General features: G+C 59.7%; 12 protein-coding genes and 3 tRNA genes. All 15 read right to left on the bottom strand.

Going from position 1 to position 17472, the window contains the following annotated elements:
* Nucleotides 1-2: 2 nt before the first annotated feature.
* The 15 genes from LOY55_RS10380 to purF all read right to left on the bottom strand — a co-directional run bounded on the left by LOY55_RS10380 (nt 3) and on the right by purF (nt 17469).
* A complete protein-coding gene (locus LOY55_RS10380; protein ID WP_223524047.1) occupies nt 3-776 on the bottom strand; it encodes an HpcH/HpaI aldolase/citrate lyase family protein in 774 nt (257 codons plus the stop codon).
* Nucleotides 770-2641, bottom strand: a complete 1872-nt coding sequence (locus LOY55_RS10375) for an IucA/IucC family siderophore biosynthesis protein (protein WP_223524046.1) — start codon at nt 2639-2641, stop codon at nt 770-772. Before LOY55_RS10375 ends, LOY55_RS10380 begins: the two co-directional genes overlap by 7 nt.
* 18 nt (nt 2642-2659) lie before the next feature.
* On the bottom strand, nt 2660-4087 hold the full coding sequence (locus LOY55_RS10370; RefSeq protein WP_223524074.1) for a DHA2 family efflux MFS transporter permease subunit: 1428 nt from the start codon (nt 4085-4087) through the stop codon (nt 2660-2662).
* Nucleotides 4084-5295 carry a type III PLP-dependent enzyme gene (locus LOY55_RS10365; RefSeq protein ID WP_223524042.1) on the bottom strand — a complete coding sequence of 404 codons (1212 nt, stop codon included), beginning with the start codon at nt 5293-5295 and terminating at the stop codon, nt 4084-4086. Before LOY55_RS10365 ends, LOY55_RS10370 begins: the two co-directional genes overlap by 4 nt.
* Complete coding sequence (locus LOY55_RS10360; RefSeq protein ID WP_109785871.1) at nt 5288-7069, bottom strand: IucA/IucC family siderophore biosynthesis protein; 1782 nt, start codon at nt 7067-7069, stop codon at nt 5288-5290. The genes LOY55_RS10365 and LOY55_RS10360 overlap by 8 nt, the downstream gene beginning before the upstream one ends.
* A 211-nt stretch (nt 7070-7280) precedes the next feature.
* On the bottom strand, nt 7281-8657 hold the full coding sequence (locus LOY55_RS10355; protein WP_223524040.1) for a diaminobutyrate--2-oxoglutarate transaminase: 1377 nt from the start codon (nt 8655-8657) through the stop codon (nt 7281-7283).
* A gap of 360 nt (nt 8658-9017) precedes the next feature.
* Entirely contained in the window at nt 9018-11441 is a 2424-nt protein-coding gene (locus LOY55_RS10350) for a TonB-dependent receptor (RefSeq protein WP_223524038.1), read from the bottom strand.
* Nucleotides 11442-11508: 67 nt separating this feature from the next.
* Complete coding sequence (locus tag LOY55_RS10345) at nt 11509-12459, bottom strand: FecR domain-containing protein (RefSeq protein ID WP_046026882.1); 951 nt, start codon at nt 12457-12459, stop codon at nt 11509-11511.
* A complete protein-coding gene (locus LOY55_RS10340; protein WP_046026883.1) occupies nt 12456-12965 on the bottom strand; it encodes a sigma-70 family RNA polymerase sigma factor in 510 nt (169 codons plus the stop codon). The genes LOY55_RS10345 and LOY55_RS10340 overlap by 4 nt, the downstream gene beginning before the upstream one ends.
* Before the next feature lie 399 nt (nt 12966-13364).
* Nucleotides 13365-13441 (bottom strand) — tRNA-Asp (locus tag LOY55_RS10335).
* Nucleotides 13442-13533: 92 nt separating this feature from the next.
* Nucleotides 13534-13610, bottom strand: a tRNA-Asp gene (locus tag LOY55_RS10330).
* A 55-nt stretch (nt 13611-13665) separates the two neighbouring features.
* A tRNA-Val gene (locus LOY55_RS10325) sits at nt 13666-13741 on the bottom strand.
* 158 nt (nt 13742-13899) lie between these two features.
* Nucleotides 13900-14676, bottom strand: coding sequence for an SDR family oxidoreductase (locus LOY55_RS10320; RefSeq protein ID WP_077430531.1), 777 nt, complete (start codon nt 14674-14676; stop codon nt 13900-13902).
* Nucleotides 14673-15884, bottom strand: a complete 1212-nt coding sequence (locus LOY55_RS10315; protein ID WP_109785874.1) for an O-succinylhomoserine sulfhydrylase — start codon at nt 15882-15884, stop codon at nt 14673-14675. Before LOY55_RS10315 ends, LOY55_RS10320 begins: the two co-directional genes overlap by 4 nt.
* Nucleotides 15885-15963: 79 nt before the next feature.
* A complete protein-coding gene (gene purF / locus LOY55_RS10310) occupies nt 15964-17469 on the bottom strand; it encodes an amidophosphoribosyltransferase (protein ID WP_046026886.1) in 1506 nt (501 codons plus the stop codon).
* Nucleotides 17470-17472: the final 3 nt, after the last annotated feature.

Below are 17472 nucleotides of genomic sequence, written 5' to 3'. Positions count from 1 at the left end.
GATTATTTTCCTTCTGCTGAAGTGGCGGCCAATCTGGCCTGGAGGGCACGAAAAGCGATGCCACGCTCGTCACCCAAAACAAAACTTTTTACGCCCCGGCCCAACCACCGTTCGTGGTCGCCCGGTTGGCGTGGAATCGCGCAATACGGCACGCCCACGGCACGGGTTGCTTGCCAAGCGGCGAGCAACGCTTGCTGCACCTCGGGCCGGTCGATCTGCCAGGGCAGGCCCATCGATTGCGATAAATCGGCAGCGCCTTCGAGAATCATGTCGAGGCCGGGAACGGCCGCAATCTCTGCGGCGCGCCGCACACCTTCGGCGCTTTCAATCATCGCCACGATCATGATTTGCTCGTTGGCCAGCTCGATGTAGTTCGCCAGGCTGTGTTTACCAAACGCGCCGGGGCGCCCGGCATTTAGGCTGCGAGTGCCCTGCGGGTGGTATTTGCAGGCGCGGATGCTCTGGGCCAATGGCTCGGGGGCTTCGATCATCGGCAACACAATGCCCTGGGCACCCCCATCGAGCAGGCGCAGCAGGGTTTTCGGGTTGAGGTCCGCGACCCGCACCAACGGCGTGATCGCGTAGCTCTCGGCGGTGCGAATCATGTTCTCCACAGTTTCGGGATTGATCAGCACGTGTTCCATATCGATGATCACGAAATCGAAACCGGCTTCGGCAATCAACTCGATGGCCGCCGGTGCCGGAATCGAACTGATCAACCCATACACCGGCGCACCCGCCGTGAGTTTCTGCTTGAGCAGGTTGGTCCTCAGCATGATTGCGGCCGGAAGGCATGCAGCGGATTCGGCACTGATTTGAAACGACGTTCGCCATCGCCCAGCAAGCGGCGCTTGGTCAGTTCTTCGACTTCATAGAACGGCGCGAACACATCAAACGTTTCATAACGCACACGGTGTTGCGGGTGTTCGGCCTGGTAAGCCGAGATCACTTCGGCGGTCATCTGCCAGAACAGGGCTTCCTCCAGTTGATAGTGCTGATGCAGGAAGATCGCCATCTCGGCCAGGCAGATGAAGAAGAACGAATCACAGGAGAAATCCCGTACCGCATCCACGTCATCGGTGAGGATGAACGAGTTGCGGTTGAGCTTGGCGTGGCTGGCTGGCAGCGGTACCAGGGTCGGGCACAGCTCGGGGCGCCCGAGATGCTCGGGTGAATAGCGCACACCGTCGTGGAAATCTTTCAGGGCAATACGCTGCGGCCAGCCCTGCTTGACGATCAGGACGATATTCTGACCGTGGGACTCCATGCCGATGCCTTCGGCGTAGAGCATGTGAATGATCGGCGACACCGCGACCTGCAACAGTTGGCGGGTCCAGGCATGCAGCCCGTATTGTGTGATCCAGGCATCGATGAACGGGATCTGTTCACCGCTGCCGTAGCGGTTGTCCACAGAACTCAGGCCATTGAACGGCACCGCTTGCTCATCTTCCTGCAGGTATTGATGGATGCTTTCGCGCCACAGAGTGCCCATCGTGCCGTAGGCCTGGGACATGCGCGTGGCCGGCAGGTGCTCGTAGTCAAAACTGACGCCGACCACCTCGCCGAGAATCACAAAACCCAGGTCGCGCGCCGTGCTGTCACTGCGGATCAACTGGTGCAGCCAGTCGGTGATGATCGGGCCGTTCATCACGGTGTGCCGGGCCAGAATGCGTGTGCTGGACGTGTTGGTCATGCTCAACGCGAGCTTGACGTAAGGCCGCTGTTTTTCAGTGACATTGGCCAAGGTGCGGATCGACTGCTGAGCCTGGTAGCGATCATCGGTGGTGCCCAGATAGATCACCTCTCCGCTGACCAGCTCTGGGTAAAACACCGGGACAATGACGTTTTCCCACTGCCACGGGTGCACCGGCATCAGCCAGTAATCGCCCAGCGACTTGCCTTGATCGATGAGGTTTTCGGCGAGTTGCTGCCAGCGTTGCAGGCCAAATTCCTGCTGGATGAATTCGTCGAAATCCAAGTGCCGCGAGACGTTCATCGCCCCACAGGATTTGGCCACCGCCAGCCAGACAATCGCGACGGGCGCGGCAAATTCCGGCCCATAGCTGGCGTTGTCCTTGAGCGAGAAACCGATGCGCGATTTGTAGCAAGGGTGATAGCTATGGGCGTCCATGAAGTGCTGTTCCAGCGCATCGACATCCAGTTGATGGGATGGCTGGGTTGCCTGATAACCCTGACTGCGCGATTGCAGGTCCTTGAGCAGCGTCTGTTCCAGTTCATGGGTGAAGCGTGGCAGGTGCGGACCGTCCTGAAGATCGACCAGCAATTCGGCCAGCGCTTGATGCAGGCGCACACGGCTGTGTTCGCCCGAAGCATTGACGCGTTCAAGGGTGGCGTAATCAAGGCGGATCAGTTCGAAGCTGGCGCTCAGCAAGCCTGTGCAGTGGTATTCCACCGGTTGTTGCTGTGCATCGAGGCCGCTGACGACAAACCGGCATTGGCTGCCGCTCAATGGAGAATGGCGGTAAGGCAGCACGTTTTCATACAGCAGGGTTTGCAGCAATTGACCGACCACCCGCTGTTCCACTTGTTGGTAGTGCCGTGTGTCAGCGCTCGCCAGCCAGACGCCTGGCGCGTGATCTTGAGCCTGATGGGTTGCCTGAGAAGAGGTCGCCATTGTCATACCTTGTCGATTAGATAATTAACGTTGTTCGAGGGCCGAGGGCAGTGCCTCGACCGGCTCGTCGGATGCGTGAACGGGAAAACGCCAGGCGCAGGGCAGCGCCAACAGAACCAGGATGCCGGTGGCCATGAACACTTCGCTGATCGCCCCAGAGGTGCTGGCCTGTTGAATCCCGACCCCGGTCTCGGCGGCCAGACGAAACTCCAGCCAGAGCGACGCGATGACGATGGCCAATGACGACACCAGTCGACGGGAAATGTTGTTCATCGCCGCGCCCTGGGTCACCATCGGTTCAGGCAACGCGTTGAGCCCGGCGGTGGTAACGGGGATGTAGGACAGACCGATCCCGGCGCCGCGAACCATCATCAGGAAAAACACCACACCGATGGAGGCGCCAGCGCCGAGCATGCCCAGGCCCAGCGTCGACGCACCGGTCAGCAGCAACCCCCAGAACACCACGCCCCGCGGCCCATGCCGATCCAGCCAGCGACCTCCGATATGCCCGAACAGGCTGGCAAACAACGCTGTGCACAACAGCGACAGGCCAGTCCAGATCGGGCTGTAGCCCATCACCACTTGCACCAGCAGCGGCAGCAATACGAGGCACTCGAACATCCCGACCGATTGCACCACCGCGATAATCACGCTCAAGCGATAACCGCGCAGCGCGAAGATGCGCAGGTTCAACAGGGGTGAAGTCCGGTTCAGTTCCAGCCGTACGAACGCGACCAGGCACACGATCGCCACCAGCAACATGCCGAGGTTGAGAGGATCATTCAGGGCTTCGGCGTGACGTAGACGACCCACCGCAATCATCAGCAAGCCAATACCCGCCGCAATCAGCAGATAACCCGCGAGGTCGAACGGTTGGCGCTCGGACGATTCAGAAGCCGGCAGCACCGCCACGCCGAGGATCAGCGCCACCAAACCGATCGGCACGTTCATCAGGAACAGCGAACGCCAACTGAACCACTCCAGCATCAGGCTGCCGCATAGCGGCCCCAACGCCGGCGCCAGCATGACCGCCGCGCCCCACAAACCAGTGACCCGACCCCGCTCGCCTTTGGCGTACACCGAGAAAATGATCGCCAACGACAACGGGATCATCAGCCCGCTGGCAATGCCTTGCACCACGCGAGCCGTGATCACCAATGCGATGGAGTCGGCCAGCGCGCCCATCAACGAACCGCAGACAAATAACGCCACACCCCACAGGTAGAGACGCTTGCGCCCCACCCGCTGGCTGAGAAAACTGGTGAGCGGCATGGTCATGCCCATGCTCACCATGAACGCGGCCACGATCCAGGTGGCCAACAGCGGTCCGATATCGAAGGCACTCATGAAGGCCGGCAACGCCGGGTTGAGCGAGCTGTTGTTCAGGCTGACGGTCAAGGTACCCAGCAGCACATTGACCACTACCAGCGAGCGCGGCACTGCAAACGTCAATCCCAAGGTGCGACTCCTGCCGCTTGCACAAACACTTGCGGCGGTCGCGGATGGCAGAGGAAGTCCGCATGGGAAATGTTGTAGCCGTAAGCCCCGGCCAACGGCAGCACCAGCATGTCGCCGACTTCGACGCCGGTCAGCGGGCAATCGCGACTCAGCACATCCTTGGGCGTACACAGTTGCCCGACCACGGTCCACGCCTGCTCCAAGGCACCCGATGTTGCCGGGTGCCTGGGCAGATGAATGACCGGGTGATCGTGCCCCTGTGCCACTGGCAAGCGAAACTGATGTGTGCCGCCGCGACAAACCAGGAAGTGCTTGCCATGACTGGTTTTGGTGTCCAGCACTTCAATGGCGTAGTAACCGCAGAAAGCACTGATGAAACGGCCGGGTTCAAAGCGCACGATCGGCGCATCGACACACGTCGCCAGGGACCGGCCCAGATGCGCGCACAAACGCTGCCAGTCGAACTGCTGCGGGCCGAGGTAATTGACCCCGATGCCACCGCCCACATTCAGATGGGTAATCGTCGCCGGGTCGGCGGACAGCGCCTTCCATTGCGGCCAGCGTTCCAGGTACAGGTCGAGCAGTTGTTCGTGACGCTCCACTTGCGACTGATGGGACATCGCATGGACATGGAAACCCTTGAGCCGCAGATGGCTGGCGCTGTCGACCCAGCTAACGGCCTGGGCCAATGCCGACTCGTCAATCCCGAACGGCGTAGCCGTGCCAGCCATCGCCAGTTTGCTCGACAGGGGTGACGGCAGTTGCGGGTTGATGCGCAGCAACACGTCCTGCACTCGCCCCGCTTCCCGTGCCAGCCGTTGCAGGCGGACGATTTCATTCAGGCTTTCGATGTGAACTGCTTCGACCTGATGTTGCAGGGCCAAACGCAGATCGGAATCCAGTTTGCCGGGGCCGGAAAAGATAAACGGCTTGATGGCCGGGCAAGCCTGGAGTCGATCGATCTCGCCGCCAGACGAAATTTCGAAACCGTGCACCAGCGGCGCTACGGCGGTGAGAATTTGCGGGTCGCTGTTGGCCTTGATCGCGTAGTAAAGCTCTACACCTTCAGGCAGTGCCGCCATCACCTGGGTCACGTGCTGTTTCAGTGCGTCCAGGTCATAGATGAACAGCGCCAACGGGTCTTCGTGTCGCGTGCGGGCTTCGCCGATGGCGGCCAAAACCGCGGCTGGCAGCTTACCCATGGGTGGCCTCCTTACCCCACGGGCACACCAGACTGACGTAGCTGGCCTGACGATCCGCCTTGGCCGCCAGACGGACTTTCAAGTTGGTTTTGCAAGCAATCGGCTGACCGGCGATCAGCGCATCCAGCTCCGGCGCAGCGCGGGACAATTCGGCGCGGATACTGATCAATTGCTGCTCCACCCGCTGCCACATCAGCGGCGCCAGGTGCGCACGCTCCCAACTCAGGGCCAGCACCGCCTCGGACAAGTTGTTGACGAACAGGCAGTAGACGATGCGATTCCAACCCTGCTGGCGGGAATACAGCAGCGACTCACGCACCCGAGGATGAATGTCGGCATCGATCCGGGAAGCACCCAGCTCCTCAGTCAGTTTCACCCCTTCAAAATCCCGCAGCAGCAGGCGCTGCGGGCGACCGTTGTCATGCACCAGCACGCTGTTCTGCAAATGCGGCTCCATGACGATGCCATGGTTGAAGAACAGCGACAGCACCGGCCTCAGCAGCAGCGCCTGATAGTCGTCAAACCAGCTCAACAGCTGCTGGTCATCGATGTCGTTACCCTTGAAGCGACTCAGGAACTCATGCACCAACGGCCGCAAATGCAGGCCCCGGGCGAACAGTGTGCCGGCCATGATGCTGCAGTCAGTGCCGGTGTCGAGGCAGAAATTCTCCCGCAGGATCGCGCCGGTCTGCTCGCGGAACCAGTGTGTATCAGCTTCGCTGGACTGCTGCGGTGCCCAGCTCAACAGGCCCGGTTCGCCCACCACCGACAACCCGCCGAGCGTCTCGGGCTGGGTCAGTTGCAGGTTGCGGAAGACACGGTCGATCATCAGCGCGCTTTCCAGCTCATACCAGGCGTTTTTCCTCACGCAATTGGTGATGCGCACATTCAGCGAACCCTTGATAAAGAACTCATGCCCCTCGATGTACCAAGTGCGGATCGATGCAGTGGGATTGGCCATCAGGCCAGTGGCGCCCAGATCGACGATGGCCGCGGATTTCAGCAAGCGCTGCACCCGGCCGTCCTGCATGAACAACTGCGCCTGTACCGGGTGCATGCTCATCACTGCATACCCCGGCCGTGCTTGCGCCTGATCGGCAAAACCCGCCAGTACCTGGGCTTTGCTCAAGCCGTTGGCCCCGACACTCAACCCTTCCAGCGGCACCTCGAACAGGTGCAACGGCGTGCGGGCCTGGAACTCAGGGGCGTAGGTTTCCTGGGCCAGATGAGCGGGCCACAGCCGCGCTTTCGGTGCCGGGTGGTTCGGATGACCAAACCACAATCCTTGCTCGCTGGCCAGGTAGCTGCTGAGCGGGTCCGAGTCCTTGGGTGTGTTGTGGCCAACAATGGCCGCGGTCAGCAACTGGCTTTGCAACACCTGATCCAGCAACTCGTCGTTGCTGGCGCGGGTCATGTGTTCGCACGCCGCGAGCAACTGCTCGACGAACTCGCCGAATCCAAGGCACGACCATTCGCCCTCATCGCGCCGGGCATAAACGTCCGACAGGTAACGGTGGCTGCCCAGCCCATCACGGCGGTCCACCATCACAAAAAACTGCTGCTGATTGGGCAGCTTGATGGTCAGGGGAATGCCCTTCCATTTCAGGCCCTCAAGGTAACTGCCCGGGGCGATGCCCTGCATCTGCGTCGGCCAGCTATAACTGACGCAGTTTTCCGGCAAGGCGAACTCTTTGATCAAACAGTTAAGCAGCGCGCACGTTGTCGCCAACTCACTGACCATATTCGGTAACACATTGCGATTTGGATGATTCATGGGTGCTCCACAGTAGCCCGCGAGGTCACTGAATACGTTATGTCGCGAAAAAATTAGTGACTGATCGACTTAATTAAAAGTCGACGAATCCCCACACAGCGACTTCACTTCGCTAAGCCTTTTAAAAAAATGGATGACGATAAAAGTGACTTACGCCAACATCATCAAACTGCAACTCGAGGAATTAACCATTCAGCGTCGATTGATTAATTCAAGGGCGCAACTGCAATAACGCAGCGGCCACAGCGTTATCAAAACGCTGTATCACTTGTTGGCATTGTTCATCGTCGATAATCAATGGCGGCAACAAGCGGATGACATTGCCCTTGCGCCCACCGCGCTCCAGTAACAGACCTTGCTTGAAGCACTGCTGCTGGATGGCCACGGCCAGCGCCGGGTCCGTCGGGAAATGCCCGTGGCGATCAGCCGGCTCGCGCTCGTCGACGATCTCGATGCCCAGCATCAGGCCACGACCGCGCACCTGGCCAAGGGCCGGATAGTGCGTTTGCAACTCGATCAGCCGATCCTTGAGCCACTGGCCACGGCGCTCGGCCTGAGCGGCGACGTGTTGCTGCTGCAACACCTGCAACGTGGCCAGCCCGGCAGCCATGGCCATCTGATTGCCGCGGAAGGTGCCAGCGTGATTACCTGGCTCCCAGGCGTCGAACTCACGACGAATGCCCAGCACCGCCATAGGCAAACCGCCACCGAGCGCTTTGGACATGACGATCAGGTCCGGCTCGATCTCGGCGTGCTCGAAGGCAAACATCTTGCCGGTGCGGGCGAAACCGGTCTGCACTTCGTCGAGGATCAGCAGGATGCCGTGCTTGCGCGTCACCTCGCGGATCGCCCGCAGCCAGTTCACTGGAGCACAGTTGACCCCACCTTCCCCCTGCACCGCTTCAAGAATGACTGCCGCCGGCAACGACACGCCACTTTCGACGTCTTCGATGAACTGGGTGAAATAGTGGGTCAAGGCCTCTACCCCGGCCTCACCGCCAATGCCCAACGGGCAACGGTATTCGTGAGGGTACGGCATGAACTGCACCCCGGGCATCAGGCTGGCAATGGCATTTTTCGGTGCGGTATTGCCGGTCAGGGCCAGGGCGCCATGGGTCATGCCATGGTAGGCCCCCGAGAAACTGATGATGTTATTGCGCCCGGTGTGGGTCTTGGCCAGTTTCAGTGCGGCCTCCACCGCGTCCGCCCCGGACGGCCCGCAAAATTGCAGGCAGTAATCGCGGCCCTGGTTTGGCAACAGGCTGAGCAGGGTTTCGCAAAAGGCGTCCTTGACTACCGTGGTCAGGTCCAGGGTATGCATCGGCAGGCCCGAGGCAAGGAAGCTGTCGAGGCTGGCCATGACGGCCGGGTGATTGTGCCCCAAAGCCAAAGTGCCGGCGCCGGCCAGGCAGTCGAGGTACGTTTTACCCTCGACGTCAGTCACCCAGACTCCATGCGCCTTGGCAATTGCCAGCGGCAACTTGCGCGGGTAACTGCGCACATTGGATTCAAACTTGCTTTGTCGAGCCAGATAGTCGGCATTGGTTTTTTGCAAAGGGTTAGAGTGCAATACGCCATCATTCAACATCGGTTTATCCTCGATAAGTTTCGATATGCAAATTATTCTCATTTGCAAATTAACGCAACTACTTGCTCGCCATTTTTTGAAAACTTACATAGCTTGCCAGTCAGCTATTAAAATCGCTCGCGCACACAAAATCCCAAGTTATAAAAACCTGAGAAACGATCATTAGTGCCATTATCCGGCCATGCTTTTATTATAAAAATGACAACTTTTTAATACCCTGCAACAGGCGCTAACTTGTAGAAAAGTATCGCAATGGGTCATTCACATCAGATGGGCGAGCATTTCTTTCTCTGCAGGAATCAATTCATGAACACAACCCGGCGGCGCCCTTCCCTGTGGCGCAGCGCGCGGTTGATCGACTCAGAAGTCGACGGTCGCTGAAAGGAGGTAGGTACGTGGGGTCGCGAGCGTCAATCCCGGCTCGCTGTCATCCGAGGCCCCGGCAGAACTCCAGTAGCGCTTGTCGGCCACGTTCTCGACATTGGCACGCAGGGTGATGTTCTTTTCTTCGACCTTGAAGGCGTAGCGCGCGCCGACGTCGATGCGCGTCCAGGCATCGATTTCCTTGTCATTGGACTGGTCCAGATACTGCGAACTGGAATAGATACTGCGGCTGGTCAGGGTCAGGCCTTGCACGCTCGGTACATCCCACTCGGCGCCCAGGCTGACGTTGTATTCCGGCGTGGCAGGAGCGCGGTTGCCGTCAAAGGTGCCGTTGGCGGTATTGGTCAATTCGCTGTCGATGTACATGACGCCACCGAGCAGGCGGAAACCTTTGAGCGGCTCACCGAACACACTGACTTCCACACCGTTGTTTTCGCGTTTGCCGTTCGGGCCGAACACTCGCGTTATGGCGTTGGTCTCATAGGCCGGCTGCTTGATCCGGAACACTGCAGTGGTGATAGCGAACGCACCCGCGTCGTACTTGGCACCGACCTCGACCTGCCGACTGATGAACGGCGGGAAGATCTCGTCCTCGTTGACCGAGGTCGACGGCGCAATCTTGCCTTGGCTCAAGCCTTCCATGTAGTTGGCATACAGCGACAGTTTATCGGTTGCCTTGAACAGGATGCCGCCCGACGGAGAAACCTTTTCTTCATCGTAGGCCGTGTCGCCTTTGACATCATCCGACCAGTCGTCAACCTGCACTCGCTGCCAGCGGGCGCCGAGGGTCAGCAGCACTCGATCATCGAAGAAACCCAACGTGTCGGATAACGCCATGCTGCTAAAGCGGTTCTCGGTATACACCTTCGGATCGAATCGCGTGGGGGTGATCGGCGTCCGTGTTTGCACGGGGTTGTAGATATTGCTGGGGGCAGCGGCATAACGGGCGCCGCCATTTTCAAAGTCCATGTAGAAATAGCTGGCAGCCAGATTCACTTCATGGCTCACCGGGCCGGTATGGAACCAGTTGCGCACCCCGGCATTGGCCGTCCGGACATTTTCGTCACGGGTGAAGTCACGTGGCAGAACGCTGAAATCACCTGCGTTGTTGGTGACCGATACGGCGTGTCGGAGAAAATCATGATCACTCCTGCGCGCGCCCACACCGCCATACAGCATGACGGCGTCGCTGACATCGAATTCGCCGGTCACCGTCCCGAAGGTATCCCTGGTACGCGCCTTGCTCCATGGCTGCGCGTAGTTGCTGCGAACCTCGCTTGCATGCGGAACCTGCGCCTTGGCGCCCACCTGCACACGCTCCTGCGGGGCGTCGGTATCACGCTCGGTATGCCCGACGTCCGTCGCAAGTCGCAGGCGTTCACCGCGAAAATCCAGGCCCAGCACGGCCATGTCACGGTCGACACTCTGATGATCCCACTCGGTGTCGCCGGACTGCTTCACGCCGTTGAAGCGAACGCCGAACATGTCACCTTCACCAAAGCGCCGGCCGACATCCACGGCCCCGCCGACCTGGTTGTTGGAGGCATAGTTGGTGGTGAACGACGTAATGGGCGCATCGGTGGCGCGTTTGGGCACCACGTTGATCCCTCCACCCACGCTACCCCGCGGCGAGATGCCGTTGATGAGCTGGCTCGGACCTTTGAGGATGTCAACGCGGTCGGCCATTTCCATATCGATCGTGTAAGTCGGCAAGACGCCGTAGAGACCGTTGTAGGAGACATCACTATTGAACAGGCTAAGCCCGCGAATGGTGAACTGCTCATACCGCCCACCCGCCGGGTTGGTGGCGCGAACCGAGGGATCGCTGGCGATAAGGTCACCCAAGGTACGAGCCTGCAGGTTTTTGACCGTTTCACTGGTGTAGGTGGTCTCGCTGAACGGCGTTTCCATGAAGTCTTTGGAGCCCAGCAAGCCTTGCGACCCAAGGCGCGCGACCTGCCCGCCAGCATACGGATCACCGTGCGCCGTGTCCGCAGCAGCGAAAATAGAGGTAGCGCCCAGTTGCAGGCCGCTGCCCGTTGGCGCCGGGGTCAGCATGTACGCCTGTTCACCCACCGGCTGCAGTTGCAGACCGGAACCCTGTAGCAACTGGGTGAAGCCCTCCTCCACCGCGAAGTCGCCGGAAAGACCAGGGCTGGTGCGCCCCCTCACCAGTGCCGGGTCCACCGACAGATTGACCCCGGCCAGCCCCGCGAAACGGGTCAACGCCGCGCCGAGGCTACCGGCCGGCACCTGATAGCTGCGGCGCGGCGCGTCTTCGGCCCAACCGGCAGTGATAAACAATGGACAGGCACTCAGACTCAACAACAGACTCAAGTGCAACAAGGGGCGCAACCGGGACGGAGCCAGACGCGTACTACAAGGCATCACTACAGGCATTGAGAATCTCTCTGATTTCGTTTCACTTGCCTTGAATGACAAGCGGCGCGAAAAAAGGGGACACGCTTTAAACATTATTTTTGCGCGCCACCAGCGTTACCCAGTAACGCGTACGCGAATGCACCTCCAGCGGCAGGCTGGCCGCTAGCAGCGCGAGGATGCGATCGGTGTCTTCCAGGCGAAAACTGCCAGTGATGCGCAGCGATTCCAGTTCTGGCTCCCAACGCAATACGCCTGGACGATAGGTACTGAGTTCGCGCAAAAAATCCCCCAAGGGTTGGTTCTGCGCCATCAGAACACCGTCACGCCAGCCTGGGGCCAGCACGTCGAATGGCTCCACAGCGCCGGTACCCGCAGCTTGAAGGCTGACTTGCTGGCCGCCGCGCAATGAAAAGACCGGCCCGCGCAGGGGCTGTAACTGCACGGTGCCTTTAAGCACTGACACCTTGTAGCCCGCCAGCCCCTGACGAACGCACACTTCGCTCTGACCGACGACCACTTGCCCGAAGCGCGTGAGGATCGTCAGCGGCGAAGTCCCGGGTACATTCAGTGCGATTTCGCCTTCCACCAGTTTCAGACGCCGGTTCTTCAGGTCGATATCGACGGCGCTGGCGGTGTTCAACTGCAGAGAGCTGCCATCAGCCAACTGAACTTTTTTGCTTTCCCCAGTGGCGGTCCGCAGGTCGGCACTCCAGACATCCAGGGGCAATTGCTGACTGATCAGCCACGCGGCTGGCACCAAAGCTACCGCCCCGACGGCGCGCTTGAGCACTGTACGTCGACTGGTTTGCGGCCGGTCCAGACTGGCCATGGCGAGGGCCGATGGCAGTTCTGCAAAGCGTTGGCGCAAGAGTTGCGCTTTCTGCCAGGCCTGTTCGTGACTGGAATGGCTGTCGCGCCAGCTCTGCAGCTGTGCCCGGTCCCGCTCATTGGCGCAGCCGGATTCCATAAGGGCCAGCCATTGCGCGGCGGCCCGCACGACTTGTCGGGCTTGAGCCGAAGGTGCCGAACCGTTCACAGCTCCACCAACAGGCAATGTTCGTAGGCTTGAGCCATGTAGCGCTTGATCGTGCGCTCCGAGACTTGCAATCGCTCGGCAATTTCTTGATAACCCAGGCCTTCCAACTGGCTCCAGAGAAACGCCCGCCTTACCGGCCGCGCCAATCCATCGAGCAATTCATCCAGGGCTTGCAGGGTTTCCAATAGCATCCAGCGCTGCTCAGGGGACGGCACGCAGTCCTCAGGGAGTAATGCCAAAGCAGACAAATAGGCTTGCTCCAGGCTGCGCCGCTTGTAGAAGTTGGTCAGCAGCCGCTTGCCGACGGTCGCCAGGTAGGCGCGAGGTTCTTGCAGATCGGCGATGCGTTGGGAGCTGGCGAGCAACCGCACAAAGGTATCCTGACTCAGATCTGCCGCATCGCTGCCGTTACTCATGCGTCGTCTCAACCAGCCTTCGAGCCAGCCACGGTGGTCGCGGTACAGGTCGTGGAAGGTTTGCTCCGGCGGCGTAGCTACATCACTCATCTAAAGAAACCCTGCGCGAAGAAATATTCTAAATGAGATTCATTCTAATTTGTGTTGAGGCGCCACACCAAGTCCTTTGTGCAAATTGCACCGAGTAAATGCTTGAATTGTTTAGTGCCGGAAAGGCAATTCGGCCGCGCAGGCGCCGATTCATCGGGGCGGCGGATTAAAAAAAGGGGGGGAGAGATTTTCGAGAGGGATCGGAGCTCACTGAGCGCTCGCGCTTGGCCGGCAGATGCGGATCCATGAGGATGACGGGAAGGAGACAAAGCCAAATCGCAGACACAAAAAACCCCGGTCTTTCGACCAGGGTCTTTGCTATCGACTCGAAGCAGTCACTGGCTTTACCAGCATCTTTCTTCGTAGCTTCAAGGCGTTCAGTGGGCCTTGAAGCAGATATGGCGCAGCGGACGGGACTCGAACCCGCGACCCCCGGCGTGACAGGCCGGTATTCTAACCGACTGAACTACCGCTGCGTATCGCTTTGGACTTTCGCCCAAGTAACTCCTCTGATTGAAAACTCAGTAGCTTTTCAATCTCGAACCAGATAAATCTGACTCGGAAAATATGGCGCAGCGGACGGGACTCGAACCCGCGACCCCCGGCGTGACAGGCCGGTATTCTAACCGACTGAACTACCGCTGCGCGTCGGTGGAGGCTTTTTACAGCTTCCATCTTGCTTTCGCAAGACTCTCGGAAGTGGTGGGTGATGACGGGATCGAACCGCCGACATTCTGCTTGTAAGGCAGACGCTCTCCCAGCTGAGCTAATCACCCGTTTGCATCTCCGAGGCCGCGAAATTTACGCAGGTACCGAACCTAAGTCAATAGCAGGATTGAAGTTTTTCTGAAAAAGACAAAATCGTGTCAATTCCTGCGGCACTGACAACCAGCGCCTTCAACCTCAAGCCCTGTCTGTCATGGGTCCGCTGGAACTACTCGCTGTAAATCATCTTCTTGGTCATGCCGCCATCGACCACAAACTCCTGACCCGTGACAAAGCCGGCATTCTTCGACAACAGCCAGGCCACCATCGCCGCGACATCTTCGACCGTCCCTACCCTGCCCGCCGGATGCTGGGCATGATCGGCATCCGTCAGCGGCTCGGCACGTCGCACCGAAGGGTCGCGCGTGTCGATCCAGCCAGGGCTGACCGCATTGACGCGGATCTCCGGCCCAAGACTGATCGCCAATGCGTGAGTCAGGGCCAATAAACCGCCCTTGCTCGCTGCATAAGCCTCTGTATCCGGTTCCGACTGCCCGGCACGGGTCGAGGCGAGGTTGACGATCGCGCCGCTGTGAGCGCGCAGGTACGGCGCACAGTGTTTGGCCAACAACATCGGCCCACTGAGGTTCACCGCCAGCACACGATTCCAGTAAGCCAGATCGAGGCTTTCCAGCGTAATGTTGTGCGGCTCGGCCACTGCCGCGTTGCAGACCAGCGCATCCAGTCGCCCGAACTGCCCCAGCACTTCAGCAACACCCAGTGCCACCTGCCCTTCGTTCGAGACGTCCATGGCGATAAACCAGGCATTGTCGCCGAGCACTTTCGCCACTTTCGAACCACGCACCCGATCAAGATCGCTCAGCACCACCTGCCAGCCTTCGCTGATCAGCCATGCCGAGATTCCCAGACCGATACCGCGCGCGGCACCGGTGACCAAGGCCACTCGGCCATTGGACCCGGAGGTCGGCGTGGACAACTCGATCACAAGGCTGCCAACCCGCGTGCCAGATCGGCTTGCAGATCAGCCACGTCTTCGAGACCGACCGCAATACGGATCAGGCTGTCACGAATGCCCGCCGCTTCACGCTCTTGCGGCGCCAGACGACCATGAGAGGTAGTGCTTGGATGGGTAATCGTGGTCTTGGTATCACCGAGGTTGGCAGTGATCGAAATCAGACGGGTCGCATCGATAAAGCGCCAAGCGCCGTCTTTGCCGCCCTTGACCTCGAAACTGACCACCGCACCGAAACCCTTCTGCTGACGCAACGCCAACTCGTGCTGCGGGTGGCTCTTGAGGCCGGCGTAATGGACTTTCTCGATACCGTCCTGCTGCTCCAGCCACTCGGCCAGTTGCTGGGCGTTGGCGCAATGCGCCTTCATCCGCAGGTTCAGGGTTTCCAGGCCCTTGAGGAAAATCCAGGCGTTGAACGGGCTCAGGGTTGGCCCGGCAGTACGCAGGAAACCGACCACTTCTTTCATCTGCTCGCTACGACCGGCCACCACACCGCCCATGCAACGGCCCTGACCGTCGATGAACTTGGTTGCCGAGTGCACGACGATGTCCGCGCCCATCTTCAGCGGCTGCTGCAACGCCGGGGTGCAGAAGCAGTTGTCGACCACCAGCATCGCGCCTTTGGCGTGTGCGATTTGCGCCAGCGCGGCGATGTCCACCAGCTCGGCCAACGGGTTGGATGGGGACTCGACAAAGAGCAACTTTGTGTTGGATTTGATTGCCGCATCCCAACCGGACAAGTCCGCCAGAGGCACGTAATCGACTTCGATGCCGAAGCGCTTGAAGTACTTTTCAAACAGGCTGATGGTCGAACCGAACACACTGCGCGAAACGATCACATGATCACCCGCACTGCACAGGCTCATCACCACCGCCATGATCGCAGCCATGCCGGTGGCCGTGGCCACAGCTTGCTCGGCGCTTTCCAGCGCAGCAATGCGCTCTTCGAACGCACGCACCGTCGGGTTGGTGTAACGCGAATAAACGTTGCCCGGCACTTCACCGGCAAACCGCGCAGCCGCGTCGGCAGCGGTACGGAATACGTAGCTTGAAGTGAAGAACATCGGATCGCCGTGTTCGCCTTCCGGCGTACGGTGCTGACCGGCACGAACGGCCAGGGTATCGAACGCTACGCCTTCGAGGTCGCTGTCCAGCCGACCGGCATCCCAATCCTGACTCATGCTCACACTCCTTGCCTTGCTGCTTGATATAGAGAGTCTTTAGTAGATACAAAACCGGCCCCTCAGGGCCGGTAGAAACTCAGTTGTTGTACAGATCGATGATCGCACTGACTGCCTGCGTCTTGACCTTGGAGGCATCGTTACGTGCCTGCTCAATCTTGTTCAGGTAAGCCTCGTCGACGTCGCCGGTGACGTATTGGCCATCGAACACCGCGCAATCGAACTTGTCGATCTTGATCTTGCCGCCACCGACGGCTTCGATCAAGTCAGGCAAATCCTGATAGATCAGCCAGTCAGCGCCGATCAGGTCAGCAACGTCCTGAGTCGAACGGTTGTGGGCGATCAGCTCGTGGGCGCTCGGCATGTCGATGCCGTAGACGTTCGGGTAGCGAACGGCCGGTGCGGCGGAGCAGAAGTAGACGTTTTTGGCGCCGGCTTCGCGAGCCATCTGGATGATCTGCTTGCAGGTCGTGCCGCGAACGATCGAGTCGTCCACCAACATGACGTTCTTGCCGCGGAATTCCAATTCAATGGCATTGAGCTTCTGGCGTACGGACTTTTTCCGTGCGGCCTGGCCCGGCATGATGAAGGTCCGGCCGATGTAGCGGTTCTTCACGAAGCCTTCGCGGAACTTGACGCCCAAGTGGTTCGCCAGCTCCAGGGCCGCGGTACGGCTGGTGTCCGGGATCGGGATGACCACGTCGATGTCGTGCTCAGGACGCTCGCGCAGGATCTTCTCGGCGAGCTTCTCGCCCATGCGCAGACGAGCCTTGTAGACAGAAACGCCGTCAATGATCGAATCCGGACGCGCCAGGTAGACGTGTTCGAAGATGCACGGAGTCAGGGACGGGTTGGTCGCGCACTGACGGGTGTGCAGCTTGCCGTCTTCAGTGATGTAGACCGCTTCGCCTGGTGCAAGGTCGCGAATCAGGGTGAAACCGAGTACGTCCAGGGAGACGCTTTCGGAGGCGATCATGTACTCGACGCCTTCGTCGGTATGACGCTGACCGAAGACAATCGGGCGGATGCCGTGCGGGTCACGGAAACCGACGATGCCGTAACCGGTCACCATCGCCACGACCGCGTAACCACCCACACAACGGTTGTGCACGTCGGTGACGGCGGCGAACACGTCCTCTTCGGTTGGCTGCAACTTGCCGCGCTGGGCCAGTTCGTGAGCGAACACGTTCAGCAGCACTTCCGAATCGGAGTTGGTGTTGACGTGGCGCAAGTCAGATTCGTAAATCTCCTTGGCCAGCTGTTCAACGTTGGTCAGGTTGCCGTTGTGCGCCAACGTGATGCCGTAAGGCGAGTTGACGTAGAACGGCTGAGCTTCGGCCGACGTCGAGCTGCCCGCGGTCGGGTAACGCACATGGCCAATGCCCATGTGGCCGACCAGGCGCTGCATGTGACGCTGATGGAACACGTCACGCACCAGGCCGTTGTCCTTGCGCAGGAATAACCGGCCATCATGGCTGGTCACGATACCGGCAGCGTCCTGGCCGCGGTGCTGGAGCACGGTTAGCGCGTCATACAGCGCCTGATTGACGTTCGACTTACCGACGATACCGACGATGCCACACATGCG

It is taken from the genome of Pseudomonas sp. B21-040 (genome assembly GCF_024748695.1).
GTDB lineage: Bacteria > Pseudomonadota > Gammaproteobacteria > Pseudomonadales > Pseudomonadaceae > Aquipseudomonas.
The sequence above is the reverse complement of the archived record's forward strand: the minus strand, read 5'-3'. Positions and strand labels throughout refer to the sequence as shown.

Coding starts and splice junctions, on each gene's coding strand:
- LOY55_RS10315 (WP_109785874.1), bottom strand. CDS start 15,884: ATGAGTCAGGATTGGGATGCCGGTCGGCTGGACAGCGACCTCGAAGGC.
- LOY55_RS10375 (WP_223524046.1), bottom strand. CDS start 2,641: ATGACAATGGCGACCTCTTCTCAGGCAACCCATCAGGCTCAAGATCAC.
- purF (WP_046026886.1), bottom strand. CDS start 17,469: ATGTGTGGCATCGTCGGTATCGTCGGTAAGTCGAACGTCAATCAGGCG.
- LOY55_RS10340 (WP_046026883.1), bottom strand. CDS start 12,965: ATGAGTGATGTAGCTACGCCGCCGGAGCAAACCTTCCACGACCTGTAC.
- LOY55_RS10355 (WP_223524040.1), bottom strand. CDS start 8,657: ATGTTGAATGATGGCGTATTGCACTCTAACCCTTTGCAAAAAACCAAT.
- LOY55_RS10365 (WP_223524042.1), bottom strand. CDS start 5,295: ATGGGTAAGCTGCCAGCCGCGGTTTTGGCCGCCATCGGCGAAGCCCGC.
- LOY55_RS10360 (WP_109785871.1), bottom strand. CDS start 7,069: ATGAATCATCCAAATCGCAATGTGTTACCGAATATGGTCAGTGAGTTG.
- LOY55_RS10350 (WP_223524038.1), bottom strand. CDS start 11,441: ATGCCTGTAGTGATGCCTTGTAGTACGCGTCTGGCTCCGTCCCGGTTG.
- LOY55_RS10380 (WP_223524047.1), bottom strand. CDS start 776: ATGCTGAGGACCAACCTGCTCAAGCAGAAACTCACGGCGGGTGCGCCG.